16 protein-coding genes are annotated in these 18,506 nt (G+C 36.0%); all 16 read left to right on the top strand.

Annotation, left to right across the window (positions count from 1 at the left end; all coding sequences use genetic code 11):
• Window positions 1-900: 900 nt before the first annotated feature.
• Window positions 901-1,983, top strand: a complete 1,083-nt coding sequence (locus IT781_RS17025) for an undecaprenyl-phosphate alpha-N-acetylglucosaminyl 1-phosphate transferase (RefSeq protein WP_194971378.1) — start codon at window positions 901-903, stop codon at window positions 1,981-1,983.
• 51 nt (window positions 1,984-2,034) lie between these two features.
• Window positions 2,035-3,315, top strand: coding sequence for a Vi polysaccharide biosynthesis UDP-N-acetylglucosamine C-6 dehydrogenase TviB (gene tviB, locus IT781_RS17020; protein WP_194971377.1), 1,281 nt, complete (start codon window positions 2,035-2,037; stop codon window positions 3,313-3,315).
• Between the two features lie 286 nt (window positions 3,316-3,601).
• Complete coding sequence (locus IT781_RS17015; RefSeq protein ID WP_194971376.1) at window positions 3,602-5,386, top strand: ABC transporter ATP-binding protein; 1,785 nt, start codon at window positions 3,602-3,604, stop codon at window positions 5,384-5,386.
• A gap of 176 nt (window positions 5,387-5,562) precedes the next feature.
• Entirely contained in the window at window positions 5,563-6,348 is a 786-nt protein-coding gene (rfbF, locus tag IT781_RS17010; RefSeq protein WP_194971375.1) for a glucose-1-phosphate cytidylyltransferase, read from the top strand.
• Window positions 6,333-7,457, top strand: coding sequence for a CDP-glucose 4,6-dehydratase (gene rfbG / locus IT781_RS17005; protein WP_228779234.1), 1,125 nt, complete (start codon window positions 6,333-6,335; stop codon window positions 7,455-7,457). Before rfbF ends, rfbG begins: the two co-directional genes overlap by 16 nt.
• A gap of 98 nt (window positions 7,458-7,555) precedes the next feature.
• The gene (locus tag IT781_RS17000) at window positions 7,556-8,488 is read left to right on the top strand and encodes an NAD(P)-dependent oxidoreductase (protein ID WP_194971374.1); all 933 of its coding nucleotides are present in this window, start codon (window positions 7,556-7,558) and stop codon (window positions 8,486-8,488) included.
• The gene (locus IT781_RS16995; protein WP_194971373.1) at window positions 8,475-9,002 is read left to right on the top strand and encodes a dTDP-4-dehydrorhamnose 3,5-epimerase family protein; all 528 of its coding nucleotides are present in this window, start codon (window positions 8,475-8,477) and stop codon (window positions 9,000-9,002) included. Before IT781_RS17000 ends, IT781_RS16995 begins: the two co-directional genes overlap by 14 nt.
• Window positions 8,978-9,922 carry a glycosyltransferase family 2 protein gene (locus IT781_RS16990; protein WP_194971372.1) on the top strand — a complete coding sequence of 315 codons (945 nt, stop codon included), beginning with the start codon at window positions 8,978-8,980 and terminating at the stop codon, window positions 9,920-9,922. The genes IT781_RS16995 and IT781_RS16990 overlap by 25 nt, the downstream gene beginning before the upstream one ends.
• Window positions 9,923-9,956: 34 nt before the next feature.
• Window positions 9,957-11,060, top strand: a complete 1,104-nt coding sequence (locus IT781_RS16985; RefSeq protein WP_194971371.1) for a hypothetical protein — start codon at window positions 9,957-9,959, stop codon at window positions 11,058-11,060.
• Between the two features lies 1 nt (window position 11,061).
• Window positions 11,062-12,312 (top strand): hypothetical protein, encoded by a 1,251-nt coding sequence (locus IT781_RS16980; RefSeq protein WP_194971370.1) that lies wholly within the window; start codon window positions 11,062-11,064, stop codon window positions 12,310-12,312.
• A gap of 492 nt (window positions 12,313-12,804) precedes the next feature.
• Window positions 12,805-14,049 (top strand): hypothetical protein, encoded by a 1,245-nt coding sequence (locus tag IT781_RS16975; RefSeq protein ID WP_194971369.1) that lies wholly within the window; start codon window positions 12,805-12,807, stop codon window positions 14,047-14,049.
• Entirely contained in the window at window positions 14,039-15,184 is a 1,146-nt protein-coding gene (gene wecB, locus IT781_RS16970; RefSeq protein WP_194971368.1) for a non-hydrolyzing UDP-N-acetylglucosamine 2-epimerase, read from the top strand. The genes IT781_RS16975 and wecB overlap by 11 nt, the downstream gene beginning before the upstream one ends.
• Window positions 15,185-15,250: 66 nt before the next feature.
• Window positions 15,251-16,324: an acyltransferase gene (locus IT781_RS16965; protein WP_194971367.1), complete on the top strand. Its 1,074-nt coding sequence runs from the start codon at window positions 15,251-15,253 to the stop codon at window positions 16,322-16,324.
• 443 nt (window positions 16,325-16,767) lie between these two features.
• Window positions 16,768-16,983: a hypothetical protein gene (locus IT781_RS16960; protein ID WP_194971366.1), complete on the top strand. Its 216-nt coding sequence runs from the start codon at window positions 16,768-16,770 to the stop codon at window positions 16,981-16,983.
• Window positions 16,980-17,657, top strand: a complete 678-nt coding sequence (locus IT781_RS16955) for a haloacid dehalogenase-like hydrolase (protein ID WP_194971365.1) — start codon at window positions 16,980-16,982, stop codon at window positions 17,655-17,657. Before IT781_RS16960 ends, IT781_RS16955 begins: the two co-directional genes overlap by 4 nt.
• A 3-nt stretch (window positions 17,658-17,660) precedes the next feature.
• Window positions 17,661-18,431, top strand: coding sequence for a hypothetical protein (locus IT781_RS16950; protein WP_194971364.1), 771 nt, complete (start codon window positions 17,661-17,663; stop codon window positions 18,429-18,431).
• The last annotated feature ends 75 nt before the right edge of the window (window positions 18,432-18,506 follow it).

The following is an 18,506-nucleotide window of genomic DNA, read 5'->3' as shown; positions in this document are numbered from 1 at the left end:
GACGCTGAGAAGGTACGCGATGCGTACCCTACCGTGGATTTCGCCTTGATTTTGGCAAAGCAGCGGGGTAGGCCAGTCTGCTAAACCCGGCGTTTCGGCCGCCCATGCCGGCTTCCGCTAAAGAGTCTGGTAAAAGCAAGTAACTCGCTTTCGGGTGCGATGAACCCGATTAGATAAAACCGTCGCGTTAGCGATACTTTGCTAAATCGATCTGAATTCAACTTACAGCGTAACATCAGTTTATAAAACAGACATATAAACTCAGGTTTTTAATCGGTGCCACCATATTGATCACTGATCAAGATAAAATCCAGTATAAAACCGGCTTTAGAAAACGCGGCAATCTGAATGCGCTTGTTTATAAAAAACAGCGGCAACCAATAAAAAGCATCCCATTGCCCAACTTCCCCCTGATATCTCATCTTCACCCCAAAGCGAACAACAATCTTAAATGAAAGATAATTATCAAATATCAACTGATTTTAGGATTTAGAAGCCTTTGATTGAAAAGATTTTTATTTCTTACCTTAAACAGAAGCCCGCTACACCCGGGCAATCTGTTGAATTACCCACCTTTTTTTCTTGCATTATCAATTTATTAAACTATATTTGTCATATATATTAATTTTCAACAAAAATTGACAAAAATGCCATATTTACTGTTTAATACTAGGAAGTCACACATTTCAAACCCTCTTAGAACATCCCTATTGGATATCCATTGAAATGCCTACGAGCATAGGCATGTGCAAGTGAGCGTGTGAAAGCAAATTCATATAAAAATATGACTTAAAGGATCCCTTAAGAAGAAAATTACAATCTGCTTCTGCAGCAATAACAGTAAAATTTCTCTTCTGAATTGGAACATATCGATTTTAGTAAAGCTAGGAAATAGCCTAAGTGTTTAATACTCATTTATTTTGGTATAGCGTAACTTTATGTTTTTTCATGACGTTATTAGCCATCGTAGTGCTTAAGCCTATTGCCGCCAAAGTGGGGCTAACCGACCAGCCAAATTCTCGAAAAAAACATCAGGGAGAGATTCCGCTAATCGGCGGATTAACAATCTACCTCAGCGTCTTCTCAATGCAGAATCTGATCGGGCAGGCAAACACAGCTTATCTTGCAGCGGCAGGACTGATTATTTTATGCGGTCTTGCGGATGATTTCAAAAACATAAGCTTTAAAATCCGGTTAGTTATAGAAATTATAGCTTCATTGATTATGATCAAATGGGCCGGCTATGAAATTACCAGCCTGGATAATTTATTCGGTTTCGGCGAAATCCAATTAGGCGCGTTCTCGACCGTATTTACAGTCTTTGCAGTGGTCGGCGGAATCAACGCGTTTAACATGATTGACGGCATAGATGGCTTGGCAGGCAGTATGGCTTTGCTGATCTTTGTTATTTTTGCAATATTGGAAGCGCTATTTCCTTCCAGCAATATCAGCATACCCCTTTTATTAATCATCCCTTCCGTTCTTGCTTTTTTACTTTTTAACCTGCGTATATTCGGCAAGAAAAAAGCGTCTGTATTTCTAGGCGATGCAGGGAGCATGCTGCTTGGCTTCACCATCTGCTGGCTGATTATTTCTGCCTCACAAGGCCAGGAAAGAATCATTTCGCCCGTTACAGCTTTATGGGTTATCGCGATTCCTGTTCTTGATACTGTCTGCATCATGCTTAGGCGCTTCTTTGAAGGCAAATCCGTATTCGACGCTGACCGCAATCATATTCACCATATCTTGATCGATGCCGGCTTCGGGGTCAATCAAACACTCGTCATTATACTGTTCTTTTCAGGCACATTGACGACCTTTGGCCTAGCGGCAGACATTATGTTCAATATACCGGCTTGGTTCATGTTTTACCTCTTTATCAGCCTCTTCATCACCTATTATCTGGCGGTGATTTTTTCTTCAAGAGTCATGAAGGGCTCCAGGCATTTAGAAGAAAACACACTCAAAGAGGCTAATTTTTAAGCATCAAAAAGCCTTTATAGAATTATTCAGAAAAATAAACCGAGTATTTAAATGAAAGAAGACTTAAATCACTCCGTAATTGGAGTCATTGGCCTGGGATATGTTGGCCTGCCACTGGCTGTCGAGTTTGGCCGCCACTATCCTACTGTGGGTTTTGATATCAACGAAAAACGCATTGAAGAACTCCAGGCAGGAGAAGATCGGACTCTCGAGGTTTCCGATGATGAACTCAAGCTGGCTGTCAAATTGCGCTATACTGCGAAACTGGAAACACTTCGGGAGTGCAATACTTTTATTGTCACCGTACCCACGCCCGTAGACAAACACAACCGCCCTGACCTCACGCCGCTTATCAAAGCCAGCGAGACGCTCGGCAAAGTCATCAAGAAAAACGATGTAGTGATTTACGAATCAACCGTCTATCCCGGCGCTACCGAAGAAGACTGTATCCCGGTCATTGAAAAAATTTCCGGCCTTAAATTCAATGTCGATTTCTTTGCCGGCTACAGCCCCGAACGCATCAATCCTGGCGACAAAGAGCATCGCTTCACCACCATCAAAAAAGTCACTTCAGGTTCCACGCCGGAAATAGCCGACTATGTCGATGCGCTTTACGCCAGCGTCGTGACTGCGGGCACGCATAAGGCGTCCAGCATCAAAGTAGCGGAAGCCGCCAAAGTCATCGAAAATACCCAGCGCGACGTCAACATCGCACTCATCAACGAATTGGCCCTTATATTCAACCGCATGGGCATTAATACCGAAGAAGTATTAAAAGCAGCCGGCAGCAAATGGAACTTCCTGCCTTTCCGGCCCGGCCTGGTAGGCGGACACTGTATTGGCGTCGACCCTTACTATCTGACACACAAAGCACAGGAACTCGGCTACCATGCCGAAGTCATCCTGTCCGGCCGACGCATCAATGACGGCATGGGTGCTCACGTGGCCGACCAGGTTGCGCGGCTTATGACGCAAAAGCGCATTCATGTTGTCGATGCCAAAATCCTGGTAATGGGCCTGACCTTCAAGGAAAACTGCCCTGACCTGCGCAATACCAAAGTCGTGGACATCATCAACGAATTCAAAGCGCTCAATGCTCAAGTGGATGTTTATGATCCCTGGATAGATGCCGCCGAAGCGCAGCACGAATATGGAATTACACCTATCAGCGAATTGAATGAAGGCCACTATGACGCAATCGTCCTGGCGGTATCGCACAAACAGTTTGTTGAAATGGGCGTGGAAAAAATTCGTGCTTTAGGTAAAGCGAACTGCGTATTGTTCGATGTGAAATATCTATTCCCTGCGGATCAAGTGGATGGGCGACTCTAGTCGATGAAGGTCAAAAGTAATGCGTCAGGCTGATCAATGCGCACGAGTTATCTGCCAGTTTGCCTTTCAGCTAACAGTAAGCAAGCCCGTGTGCGGTTGTTTAGTTCAAGACTAGACACACCACACGAGGCGACGGTTTCGATTTTATGTTTGAGCTTCCCGAGCCTGTAGCTACTCCAGCGCTTCTGTTTGCACAATCTGCTGTCAAGTGAGTCACCTTAGGGCTGCCCATCCTTTATTTCTACCCCCTCTAAAAATCATTTAAACCACTAGGAATTATTTAGACATGCATCAAGCGACTGCAATCAGCAACATTATTGCTCTTTGGCAATATTTAGGAAAAAAGCGTCGTACACAGTTTTTTCTTTTACTTATTCTGATGCTAGTTGCTGTATTTGCTGAAATAATCAGTATTGGTGCAGTAGTACCTTTTTTGACTGCTTTGACTAAGCCAGAAGCTTTAATGATGATTACCTGGCTACAGCCTGTGATAAAACAATTAGGGTTTCAATCAGCGGATGAGCTGTTATTGGCTATGACTCTCGGGTTTGTCGCAGCAACTGTGTTTGCGGCAGGAATACGTATACTGCTGCTTTGGGCAAATACCCGTTTAAGTGCGGCTATGGGTATTCAATTACGAAGTGAAATTTACCGGCAAACACTGTATCAGCCTTATGAGTATCATGTAGCTCATAATAGTAGTGAGTTGATTAGCATAGTAACAGAAAAAGTAGTGAGTACTGTTCATGTAGGGATCATGCATGTGCTTCTATTAGCAAGCTCTTTGATCATGAGCCTCACCATTATTGCTACCTTATTGCTAATCAGTATACAAGTGGCTGTTCTGGCATTTGTGGTATTAGGGGGAGGATATATCTTGGCCGGCTATTTGGTGCGCAAGCAGATTAGGCGTAATGGCAATATTATCGCAAAAAATCAACCGCTCGCTGTAAAGTGCATGCAGGAAGGCCTAGGAGGCATTCGAGATATTATTATGGATAATAGTCAAAGCGTATTTGTAAATTTATATACACAAGTTTCTCGTAATTTACAGTTGGCATTAAATCAGAATGCATTTTTGGGTGGATTGCCTAAATCATTGTTAGAAATGCTAGCCATTGTATTAATTGCAGTGGCTGCATATAGTCTACAAATAGACTCGCCTGGGCAACAGACAGCACTTCCTGTTCTTGGAGCCTTAGCTTTAGGAGCACAACGTTTATTACCAAGCTTACAGCAGGTATATTTTTCTTGGTCTCTGATCAGTGGCAATCAAGCCATTATTGCTGATGTAATCAACCAGTTAGATCCTATTCAACCTGACTTGGATAAAGCTAAAAATCGTTCCTTGCACTTACCTTTTAATGACAGTATCGCATTACGAAATTTGCACTTTAGTTATGCTGGTACTAATACCCCTGTTCTGACTGATATTAATTTAAATATTAATAAAGGATCACGGATTGGATTTATTGGTACAACAGGAAGCGGGAAAAGCACATTATTGGACATAATTATGGGACTACTATCCCCAACACAAGGGCAGCTAATAGTTGACGGTACCGTAATTGACACACATAGTGTATGTGCCTGGCAAAACAATATTGCACATGTACCACAGAATATTTTTCTCGCTGACACATCAATCGCAGAAAATATCGCCTTTGGCTTGCCATTAGAACAAATTAATTTAGCGCAAGTAAAAAGAGCAGCAGAGCAAGCTCAACTTGCAACATATATTGAAGGACTAACAGAAGGCTATCGAACACCAGTAGGTGAGCGTGGAGTACGCTTATCGGGGGGACAACGGCAACGCATTGGTATAGCACGCGCTTTATATAAGCAAGCTAATGTAATTGTATTTGATGAGGCTACCAGTGCTTTAGATGATGAAACAGAAGCCAGCGTAATGGAGGCAATTGAAGCCCTAAATAGGGATTTGACAATAATTATTATTGCTCATCGTATTAGTACGTTGAAAGGCTGCAATGAGATTTATCGGCTGGACAAAGGTAGCATCATCGGCCCAAGCCTTTACTCTAAAATAACAACATCTTCGATGTTAAGTTGAATGTAATAATTTTGTAATGCCCTGGGAATTTTAAAAAGCATTAGATTTGGCATTTGCAATTTGCCTAAGATCAATACTTTAAAATTTGAGATTTAATTAAAAATGGACGTATCAATTATAATTCCCACACATTATGAAACACCTGTAATGTCAGCAAATATAAATTGTATAAAACCATGAAAGTTATTATTTTTGCCGGTGGCTTAGGCTCTCGGATCTCTGAAGAATCCATCTTAAAACCAAAACCCATGATTGATATTGGTGGCAAGCCTATCTTGTGGCATATAATGAAAATCTATCAGTCTTATGGGCATGATGAATTTATTATTTGCTTGGGTTATAAAGGATATTTAATTAAAGAATACTTCATTAATTATTTTTATCATAATTCAGATATTACAGTAGACCTAAAAACCAATCAGGTAACAATACATAAACGCAACGGTGATGGATTTAAGGTTACATTAGTTGATACTGGTGTTGATACAATGACTGCCGGGAGACTAAAGCTTGTTCAACCCTATCTGGATGGGGAGAAGCAGTTTATGCTTACTTATGGCGATGCAGTTTCTGATATTGATATTAATTCACTAATTAAGTTTCATAATTCACATGGAAAGACGTGTACAGTCACCGCCGTACAACCTGTCGGTAAATTTGGTGTGCTAAAAGCAAATCCAGAAGGAAATGTATCGAGTTTTGTTGAAAAACCAAACGGAGAAGGAGCATGGATAAATGCTGGCTTTTTTGTTCTAAATAATTCTATTTTTGATTATCTTGATGGTGTTGAAAATATTAGCACAATTATGTGGGAAGAAATACCCATGCGGAATTTAGTATCGAGTGATCAAATGATGATGTATAGGCATACTGGATTTTGGAAATGCATGGATATATTGCGCGACAAGAAAGAGCTTGAAGATATGTGGTCGAAAAGAGAAGCGAAATGGAAGATATGGTAAAAATTATGTTTATGGAACAAATTATGCAAAAACTGCACAAGCATTATGAAGGAAAACGCGTCTTATTAACAGGCCATACAGGATTCAAAGGCTCGTGGATGCTTGTTGCGTTACAAGAATTAAATGCTGAAGTATGGGGTATATCACTTTCAGCAGAAAATAATTCTTTTTATAATTCAATAAATGGTGATTCATTGTGTAAATCGGTGATATGCGATATTCGGAATGAGTCTAATTTGAGAAAACTTATTGTAGAAATAAACCCAGACATTGTATTTCATTTTGCCGCGCAACCTCTTGTTTTAGATTCATATGAAAATCCAATATATACATTTGAAACCAATGTGTGTGGCACAGTAAATGTGTTGAATTCTATTAGACACATAAAAAAACAATGCGAAATAATTGTTATAACCACAGATAAAGTCTATGAGAATAAAGAGTGGTCATATCCTTATAGAGAAATTGACGCATTAGGCGGTCACGATCCATACAGTGCTAGTAAGGCATGTGCAGAAATAGTTGTTTCATCATTTAGAAAAAGCTTCTTTCAGCCAGAACAATACAGCGATCATAAAAAATCTATTGTGACAGCTCGAGCAGGAAATGTAATAGGGGGTGGCGATTGGTCAAAAAATAGAATTCTTCCAGATACAGTTAAATCGATTTTCAAGAATGAGAAATTGACCTTAAGAAATCCACATTCAATAAGACCATGGCAGCATGTTCTCGATGCACTGTTTGGGTATCTTATCTTAGGCGCTAAATTGCATGATAATCCAGAAAAATATTCAAAAGCATATAATTTTGGACCAATAAATGAACTAGTTATTACCGTGGAAGAATTGGTTCAATATATTATACAAATTTGGGGATACGGCAATTATGAAATTTTATCGGAAGTTAATGATTTTCATGAGTCGGCACGATTAATGTTGGATTGTTCAAGTGCTGTAAATGATTTAGCTTGGCATCCAAGATGGAATACGCATCATGCCATTAAGCACACTGTGGAATGGTACAAAAATGTAATGCTGGAAATAGACTCTCCCCTTGATATAACAAAAAAACAAGTTAAATCTTATTTTTCAACCACCAGGAATGACTGAAATGCATGCGATTAGAAGCAATGAAACAGCAAATAGTCAGCCAAACCCTAAGCTGATCAATTTCAGATATACTCATCTTAAATTAAAGAAGTCTTAGCATGAGAATAGGCGTTATTGGTCATTCATCTTTTGTAGCAAAAGAACTAATAAATAATTTCTCTGATACAGACTTTGAATTAATATTATTTGGCAGAAGTTTTCATGTATCTTCAGAAAATATAAAATATGTACAGTACGACTATCCTCATGTACCTCTATCAATTCAATATGTTGCTCAATGTGATATAATATATTTCTGCGCAGGTTCTGGAGTTCAGCCAGGGAATGATGATCTCTGCTCATATATATATGAATTAAATTCATTTGAACCAATTAGGATAATACAAGAGCTAATTAAAATAGGTTACACAGGGAAAATAGTCACTTTTGGTTCTTATTTTGAACTAGGTGATTTTCAACTGCACAATCCTGTAACAGAAAATGAACTTGTATCGCATAGTAATTCGCTTCCCAATAATTATTGTAAATCGAAAAGACTGCTCACCCGCTTTATTGCTGATATCCTAAACCAATCGATCCCAATAGACTTCACTATACAACATTTTATTCTTACCAATGTTTATGGCCCAGGCGAAAATATTAAAAGGTTAATTCCGTATATTATTAGTGAGTCAAAAAATGGAAATCAGCTTGAATTTACATCTGGCGAGCAGTATCGGCAATATACGTATATAAAAGATATAGTGAATTTCCTACGAATGAATTTACACACAAAAAATTCTGGAATATTTAATTTAACAAATCCGAAAGTAATTCAGGTAAAAGAACTTATTAAAATTGTGATTACTGCTTGTGAAAAAAAGTTTAACCAAGAAGTTAAATATAATTTTGGAACACAATCTAAAAGAGATGATTCAATGAGTTATTTAGCCCTTGATACATCATTGAGCACTAAAACTTTTAATTTTGATTCATTTATAACAATCGAAGCTTCTATAAACAGCTATTTTGAATTTTATGGATGTGATTAAGTATTTCTTAGGTGATGTCCGCCTTATTCAATCTCCTTTGGCAGCAGATGATAGAGGATGCTTTATCAAAGCATATAATCGTGAAACTGAACCATTAGCAGATTTTTCAATATGTCAGATTAATTTAGTGAACAACAGATTTCGTAATACATTACGAGGACTGCATTATCAAACAGATATTTGGGCTGAATCTAAATTTTTTAGAGTACTGAGAGGAGGCATACGTGTGGCATTTATTGATTTACGAACCAATAGTAATTACTACTTGAAATCTGAAGTATGTACCCTTGAAAACAATGGTTATGCCTTGCTTATTCCACGAGGATTTGCTACGGGATATCTTGTAATAGAAGATGATACGGATGTTTTGTACTGCTCGGATAATTATTACAGGCCAGAGTTTGAATCTGGTATAAGATGGAATGATCCATTATTCAATATTGATTGGGGATTAACTAATGATCCCATAATATCGGATAAAGACATAAAATGGATAGATTACATTTCACAATGAAAATAGACATATTAATACCGACATACAATAGAGCAGAAGATTTAATTATTAATCTTCAATTTCTAGAAAAAGAAATCGTCACTAACAAAATACAAGACAAGATCAATGTAATCATATCAGATAATTGCTCAACGGATAGTACTCGTCAATATATAGATGAATTCATAAAAACCAAAAACAATGAGTTCTCTATTTTTTATTACCGCAATGATTTAAATATTGGTCTAGAAAGAAATGTCGTCCAGTCATTAAAATATTCTAATAGCGACTATGTTATATTTCTAGGAGACGATGATTTATTAGCAAAAGGGTATTTAAATTTCTGTATTGATAAAATTACTAATAATGAATTAGGTTGTATTATTCCAGGGCTATTAGCAGTTGGAGAAGGTAAAAAAAATGTCGGTAGCCGTGAAATACATGACGATAAATTTCTTGCAAAAGGCTATGAATCAATCTATGGCTTTTCTCATTTTGCCCATCAAATGTCTGGTTTGTTATGTTTAAGGAATGGGCTTATAGATGATTATCTAAAGCATCCTGGATACAGAAACCCTTATTTATTTATCTATTTTATTGCAAATCGTTTGAGCAAATATGATGGTGTATATGCACCACGGTTCCAGACAATGGTGAACGTTACCAATGAAAAAGACTGGTCGTATAACGATATAGGTCTGCTAGATGATGTGTATAAATCATATTATCCATTTATCGAGCTATTCGGCGAAAAGCATGTTGCCAAATTATTGTTAAGATTTACAGTAATCCACTCATATCGTATAGACTTTAATAAAAGCGATATAATTGAATTAATAAAAAAATATATAATATTAATAAGTTTAAAAAACATCTCTGGTTTTAAATTCGGCCTATTTAAGATTTTTATAAAGGATTATATAAAGATTTTATTAAAATAAAAAATTATCTTTATAAGTTATTTATAATTTCTATATGAATAAAACAATATTACTTATTTCTCCAGAACACTGGGAAGGTCATTTTGTTAGTAAACATCATTACGCAACGACTCTAGCATCTCTTGGATATAGGGTCTATTTTTTAAATCCTCCAGATAATAAATTATCTGAAATTTTAATAAAAAATACAGTATACGATAATCTTTGGGTTATTTCCGCACCAATAGTTGCAAAAGGCCTTCGTTTCTACCCTGCCCTATTCCGCAGATGGATGGAAGCACGTTGGCTGCAACAATTGGAAGATCAGATTAGAAGTGCTTTTTCGATTGTTTGGCTATTTGAGAACTCTCGATTTTTTGATATGAATTTTGCAGGAAGTAGATTAAAAATCTATCATCAAGTTGATTCTAATCAGAATTTTCACATACCTGTAGCAGCAGCATCAGCAGATATATGCTTTTGTACAACTAATTACATCAAAAAGGTCATAGAACCCTTTAATAATAAAGTTTTTAAAATTCATCATGGATTTTCGTCATCATTAACCAAGAAGCCATTATCAGAAGAGCAGCGCGCACTATTTACACAAAGTAAGCTGAATGTTGTTTATATAGGCAATCTTGATATATCTTTTTTAGATATTGATCTGCTCGTCTCATTGATTAAAAGATACCCTCATATTTATTTTCATTTAGTTGGACATTATAGTGAAAATAAAAAACTATTTAGTGCCTGCTCTGCATTTGAAAATGTTATATGGTGGGGAAAAGTTGAAAGCACCCTCATTCCCTCTATATTAGCCGAATGCGACATACAATTACTCTTATATAAAGCTGAAAATCAACAGGATAAAGAGCAATTAGCCAATCCGCACAAAGTGATGGAATATCTCGAAAGTGGAAAAATAACGGTTGCTACTTATACTGATGAATATAAAGATAAACTCTATTTATTGGAAATGGTAGATAACAGCAAAGATTATGAATCCACCTTTCAAAAAGTACTTGAAAATCTAGATTTTTATAATTCAATGGAAAAACAGCAACAGAGAATAGAGTTTGCAAAGAATAATAGTTACGAAAAACAACTTGAAAAAATATCGTCCTTGTTACAGCAACTTCATTTAAAAGCACTTTAGTATGAAACAAACTAAAGAAAAAATAATTATATTTTTATACAATCGATTATTTGATCAAGTTAATCAATCAAATTTTTGGCTTTATATTAAAGATTATCTAAAGGATGAATCAAATCCATATCAATTTCATGTGATTAGTTATGAAGACACTGCTTTTCCGTTGACTAAAGAACAAACTGTATTACTTCAAGAATGGCAGAATCAAGGTCTTGAATGGACCCCTTTAAAATGGCATCAAGGTAAAGAATTAAGTAAGAAATTTTTAGATTTATTCAATGGTTTTTTAGCCGTAGTTAAACTTCGCGCTAAAGGTTATAAATATATTGTTACACTAGCATCTGTTGCTGGGACTTTTGCTTATACTTACAGTACAGTATTAAGATTAGATTTGTTTATGTATTCATTTGAACCTCATAGTGAATATGGGGTTGACAACAATATGTGGTCGAAATATAGCTTACAATATAAAATCACTCACTTTTTAGAAGAAAAAGCGGCTAAGTCTGCTAAAGTCATTGCTTCTGGTACAGTTTTTATGCAGCAGAGACTTGAGAATAAATGGAAAACAAAAGCGAAGTTTTTTAAAATTCCAACTGTTGCTAATGATAAAAAATTTATTTTTAACGAGCAGGATAGAATAGAAACCAGAAAGCAACTAGGTATTAGTGAAGATAAATGGTTATTATATTATCCCGGTAAATTTGGTGATTTATATTATCGTGAAAAGTTTGCATGGATGTATAAGTGGTTAAAAGACGAAGAACCCCGATTACATTTGCTCATCGTAACACCTCATAGTGACGCGGAAGTCAAGGCGCTTTTTGATAGTGCAAGAGTACCTTCTGAAGATTATACAATCGCGCACAGTGATTATATAGATATCCATAAATATGCTTCTGCATCTGATTTTGCCATTATTTCAGTTCCCCCAGGCCCTTCAAAGAAATTTATCTCTAACATCAAAGTAGGTGAATATTTGTGTGCTGGGCTGCCTTTCTTAATTACGCGTGGTGTTTCGGAGGACTATATTTATGCAGAGCAAAAAAAAGTTGGCGTAGTCGTTAATGATTTCATTGAATCAGAAATTAAAAAAGCATGGCCAGAAATCAAGGCCTATTTAGAAAGAAATCCACAAGAACTTCGTCAACATTGTAGAGCAATTGGATTAGATTATAGAGGCTTTGATAAGTTGAATAAGAAATTTAAATCAGCTTTGGTATTTCTTACTACAAAAAAAGGCAAATTCAATTAATAAATATAACCATCAAAAAATTATCGGTATGTAGTTTAATTTTTTCTTCAATTGTAGTTAAAGTCAAGCTAACACCCTGTTATTCTATTTTGAAACAAACAAAATGTTCTTCTGCCGATTACACGTCCTAGAATGACATACTTAACATTACCACCGAGAAGTCATTAAATCCTTATTATCGATGCTTTAGAAAAAATCTGGAGTAAAGAAATTATTGTGCCTATTGCACTTTTCTATCGCATTTTGGATGTAACGACAACAATAGAGTCTGATACTAAGCAGCGCATTTAGCGTGAGACCCGGTGAAAAACTGGCTAAAATTATGATAACTAAAAATGAAACACCTTATACTGTATGTAGAAACAGTTATTATATTATTTGTCCTGCATAAAAAAGAATATTACTAATAAAATAATGCAGTAAAAATATAGCTCTGAGAACAATACCAACTGGTTTTCTATTGAGCAAATCACAAACGAAAATATTATTTAAATGAGAATAAGAGAAAAAACGCTCCGGGTACTTTTTGTTAGTATTGCATTTCCGCCAAAGAGTGATTCAGAGGGTCTACAGGTTGCAAAATATTTTAAATACCTGGTTAAAGATCCATCCCTTAAAATTGATATCCTTACATCAAGTGATTCAACTCTATTTATGTCAATTGATGATAACTTAAAAAAATTAACCGACGGTTATCATCAAATTATAAAAGTTCATTTTTTTGAAAATAAATATATCAATTTCTTATTAAGAAAAATAGATCGAGACATCTTAAATTACCCCGATTCTAAATTTCTTTTTTATAAAAAATGGAAATCTGTAGTAAAGCAGATTAAATTTAAACCTGATGTTATTTACTCTCGTTCCTTCCCATTGTCATCAACGCTTATGGCATATTATCTACAAAAACATTTTAAGGTCCCCTGGTTCTTGCATTTAAGCGACCCCTGGACGTTGAGTCCTATTCATAAACTTGGTAAAGCTAAACAATGGAATGAGAAAATGGAAAGAATGTGTTTTGAAAATGCTACTTGTATTTCATTTACTTCTCTAAAAACCATTGAAGTATATAGCCAAAAATACCCAGAGTTTTCTTCAAAGATATTATTTTTTCCTAACGTCTTTGATACGGAAGAAAAAAAACAGCAAGAATATATTTTCAAAGATAAAATAAAAGTTGTTTATACCGGTGGGCTAATCGCGGACAGAAGCCCTGAATATTTATTTAAAGCTATTTTTAAAATACAAGAAGAATATCCAAATATTTTATCAGACTTTGAATTTATATTTGCTGGCGCATTAGATCGTAAAAATAATGCCTTGTTTGCACAATATGTTCCTTCTGTGAGCCATAGAGGAGTGTTATTTTTCTCTGAAACCATTGAGCTACAGCAAAGTGCGGACTTATTACTAATTATTGATACCCCGTTTAAAAACAATTCTGATGCCCTATTTTTTCCTTCAAAGCTACTTGACTATATGCTAGCGCAGCGAAGAATACTTGCTTTAACAGACAAAGATAGTGTCACATGGAATCTTGTGAATGGAAAGCTCGGAAACTGTCTTGTCCATGATGATATTGACGGTATTGCGCATTCTTTAGTAACTATTTGGCATGAATGGAAAAACAGAAATATATCTTATTTCATTAATGGAACTATAGACATGACATATTCAGCCGAACATAATGCCAAACGATTAGCTTCAAAGTTAAAAGAGATAGTTGATGAAAAATAAAGTTGCAATCATTTTAGGAACTAGACCAGAAGCAATAAAATTGATTCCCATCTATTTAGAATTAAAAAAAAGTACTAATTTTGAACCTATATTAATCTCTACTGGACAGCATGCCAGTATGTTGCAGCAAATATTTCTATTTTTTTCTATTAAGCCTGATTTTGAATTGGAGGTAATGACACAGAACCAAACTCTTCCTATTTTAACAGCAAAGCTTTTTGAAGAATTGAGTTTACATTTTGATAAGCATAAGTACGATTTTGTTATTGTCCAAGGCGACACGACAACGGCTTTTGTCGGTGCAGTATCAGCTTTATATTACAAATATACTATTGTGCATGTTGAAGCGGGATTAAGGACTCATGATAAATCAGCTCCTTTTCCAGAAGAAAGCAATCGTAAAATGATTGCAAGTGTTGCAGATATTCATTTTGCTGCAACTCAAATGGCTGTTGATAATCTATATCAAGAGAACATTACTAAAAATGTTGCTTTAGTAGGCAATAGTGTCATTGATAGCCTATTAATTGCTAGACAAAAAATAGAAAATAATCTTGGTGTTTATGAAAAAAGATTTTTAGATATTATTGATCCCAATAAAAAATTGATCTTGGTGACGGCCCATCGCCGAGAGAGCTTTGGCAAAGGATTTGAACAAATTTGCTTAGCGCTAACAACGATCGCTAAAGAACATCCAGAATGTCAAATATTATACCCAGTTCACTTGAATCCAAATCTCCAAAGTGTAGTCCATAGTTTATTAAGTGACGTTGATAATATTCGTTTAATAGCGCCATTGCCCTATGATGACTTAGTTTATCTTATGAGTAAATCATGGTTAATATTAACTGATTCAGGAGGCATCCAGGAAGAAGCACCAACATTTAATGTACCACTGATCGTAATGCGAAATACGACAGAGCGTGAAGAGGGCTTAATTAGTGGCTGTAGTTTACTTGGTGGCACTGATGCAAAAACTATACTAGCGCAATTTTATAAAGTTTTTAATTCTCAAGAAGTTTATTATCGAATGGCAAGCGCAGAAAACCCTTATGGAGATGGGATGACTTCAAAGAAAATAGTGGATTTTTTAGAAAAATATTTTTTAAAAAATAAAAGTCAAGCCAATTTATAATAAAGAAACATATCTATAAAGTTAGCTAATACTTATATAAGTATTATAGCAAAATTATTTGACACAATGAAAAATGACAAGACTAGAATATATTCGTTAGATGCTATTCGTTTTATAGCAGCGATATTTGTAATGCTGTACCACTATACCTTTTCTGGTTATTTGTTAAATAAAATGTCATTGCTTAATTTTCCAAGCATTAGTTATGTTTCCAGGTATGGGTTTCTAGGTGTCCAATTATTTTTTATGATAAGTGGATTTGTAATTCTAATGACTGCTCAGAATAAAAATATAATAACTTTTATTACTTCTAGGATGGTAAGGCTTTATCCAGCGTTTTGGGTATCAGTTACGCTAACAGCGCTTGTAACGGTTTTTATGGGCGGAGGGAGATACCATATAGATTTAATTCAATACTTATTCAATTTAACAATGATAAGTGATGTTTTTCACGTGAATTATATTGATGGTGTGTATTGGACGTTATTGGTTGAGATAAAGTTTTATTTATGTGTTTGGCTGCTAATAGTTACTAAATTAATACATAGAAATACAAAATTACTTGCAGTCTTTGGTCTTTGGTCTTTCTTGTCTTTGTTGAATAATTATGTTGAATTGCCAAAAATAATTTCCTTTTTTTTATTTCTGGAATATGCGCCTTATTTTATTGCTGGTGCAATATTTTACCTAGGATATAAAGATGGATTTACAATGTACAAAATTGCAATTATTTTAATAACATATATTGCTGCATGCATGTATATTGATAAGCAACTAATTTTTCTAAGTCAATTATTACATTCTGATTTTAACCAACCGACTGCTCTTTTTATAATTCTATTATTTTATTTTTCTTTACTATTTATTTCCATAAAAAAAATAGAAGGAAATAATTTATTAAAAATAATGGGAGGGGTAACTTATCCTCTATATCTGATCCATGAAAACATAGGATTTATGATAGGAAATATTTTTTCTAATCATATAAATAAATATATACTATTAGTATCTATTATATTTTTAATGCTAAGTGTTTCTTATTACATATATAACGTTTTAGAAAAAGAAATCGCAAGACGTCTAACTCGTTTTTTTAATAGTCTAATCTCTAAGATACAACCTCTAATCACCCTGACATAGAGAATATTACATATTTTTCTTACTCTAAATTTTAGTATTTATTTTACTTATTAATATTAGTATTTAAAAAATATATTATTACTTATAAAGTAGCACTGATTTATCGCAGGTTTTATTTCTTACTTAACAGTAATTATCTGATTGAAATTTACCAAGAGACATTAATCTATTTTTTATCAAAAAAATTCTCAATACATAATTTTGCACCTTTAATATTTTAAGATATGGCGTAAAGCCAAAGATCTCTGTACACGATAAAAAATAAGAAGTTCATATAAGCCATTGGTTTTACGTTCTCAGTTTTGGATTTTGATTCCAAAAAATCAATGACTTGCGCTGCTTCCAAAATTTTTGTCATTCATAAAGGCCAAAGATATAAAATATACAATTGAAAAAACTAACTTATTATGAGATGGCATGACAGAGCTACTTGAAGATAGCAGATGAGAGATGTAGAGCATATTCCGCAAGAATTAGACGCTGGCGCCGTATTCGATCTAGGTGATAACGTAGCGATGATAAAAATTTTAAATGATTTAAACAGAATTTGTCAGATGGGAGGCCAGAGCTTGCTTAATCACGCTCATCCAAGGTTCGGCTTGGAAGTTACTGAGCGTACCTACTATGATATTTATAAGTCTATCGAGGAGATGATGTGACCAGTCTTAACGAGATTGATGTTTATGTAGTGGATGTGTGTGGCACGCTAGTGCGCGATGACACTACGCTGGGACTGTTACGACACCACTTTGCCCATACGCGAGAGCGGCGTTTGCGTCATATTTTGTTCAGGGTAATGACTGCTCGCCTGAGTCCGGTTCGGCTTGGCTTTATTGTACTAGAGCGGCTTACCGGAAAACATTTGCTCAAATATGCAGTAGTGAAATTGCTTGCTGGTGATCAGGTAGAAGCGCTAGCCCAAAGTGCTGCACAGTATACTGACGTTCTGTTGAAGGACCGCCGTGTCGAATCGGTTTGGTCTTTGATTGAGCAACCTACTCGCACCGGTCATGTAGTATTGGCCTCCGCAAGTCTGGAGCCCGTAGTTGCGTGTCTGGCTGCTAAAATCGGTGCGCGCCATGTGGCCAGCCAACTTGAGCAACAGGGGGGAATATTGACCGGCCGCTACACCGAAGATCTGACAGGTTTCAAGGAGGTGGCTATGCTAAACAAGTATGGAGCAAATGTCTTAGCTGGCCGTACTTGCACCATCAGTGACAACTTTACTGACCTTACTATGCTTGAAAAATCGACCCAAGCTTTTGTGGTATTACATAAAAAAGCGCATAAAAAGCGTTGGCAGGGCCTTAATGCAACTTTTCTGGAGATTTAGCGAATGAACTTCGTTTATTTGCTACCCTTCAGTTACTTCGCCAGAACGCGGCTTGCCGAAGGGAGTCTGGCCTTTCATGCTCTGTTTGAATGGGCTGCTGCGCTGGTGCTGGCTGCAATGTTCGGTATTGCAGGTGCATGGGGTTCCATGCTGTTTGCATTAGGCGCTTATTACGCTTTTATCTCTCTCTACGAAATCGGTTATTTATTCAACGATCTGGTCACCAGCAAAAAAGAATCAGCACCTCGTCTACGTGGCCCGCAAGACGCGCCACTATCGTGGTTCGCAATTTGGGTGGTTGCCAGATTGGCTGTTTTTATCATTATTACGATATTGCTGGGCATGATCAATCGATCAGACTGGTGGCTGTTCTTTAGTGCGCTGCTGGCCGTTTTTTCTATACACAATCTTTTGCAGAACAAGGACTCAAAAGCATCAACCTTTTTATGGCTAGCTTGGTTCCGATTTCTGGCACCTGTGATCTTTATAGTGCAACCATCACAACGCATGGGCATTGCATTTGGCGCAGCAAGCTTATATGCGGCATTTCGGTTATTTGGTTATCTGGATAGCAAAGGCCTATTGTGTATGCCAGGAAGGCAAAGCTTGCAGTTTCGTGTTACCTATTTCTTAACGCCACTATTGGCTGCTGTAGCGACATGGAATTATAACGAAGCTGCTGGCTTTCGATGCATGGTACTTTATTTTGCGTTCATAGCATCTGTTGCCTGGGTAGCACAGCAAGCTAAGGCGCGCTTAGAACTGGGGGGTTAACAAATGCTTAAAACACAAGCTTACATACATAGTTCTTATTGTTTTATTGATATTTTAACTCGTACACTCATTAGG

Origin of the sequence: Methylobacter sp. BlB1, assembly GCF_015476545.1 — a bacterium.
GTDB lineage: Bacteria > Pseudomonadota > Gammaproteobacteria > Methylococcales > Methylomonadaceae > Methylobacter.
The sequence above is the reverse complement of the archived record's forward strand: the minus strand, read 5'-3'. Positions and strand labels throughout refer to the sequence as shown.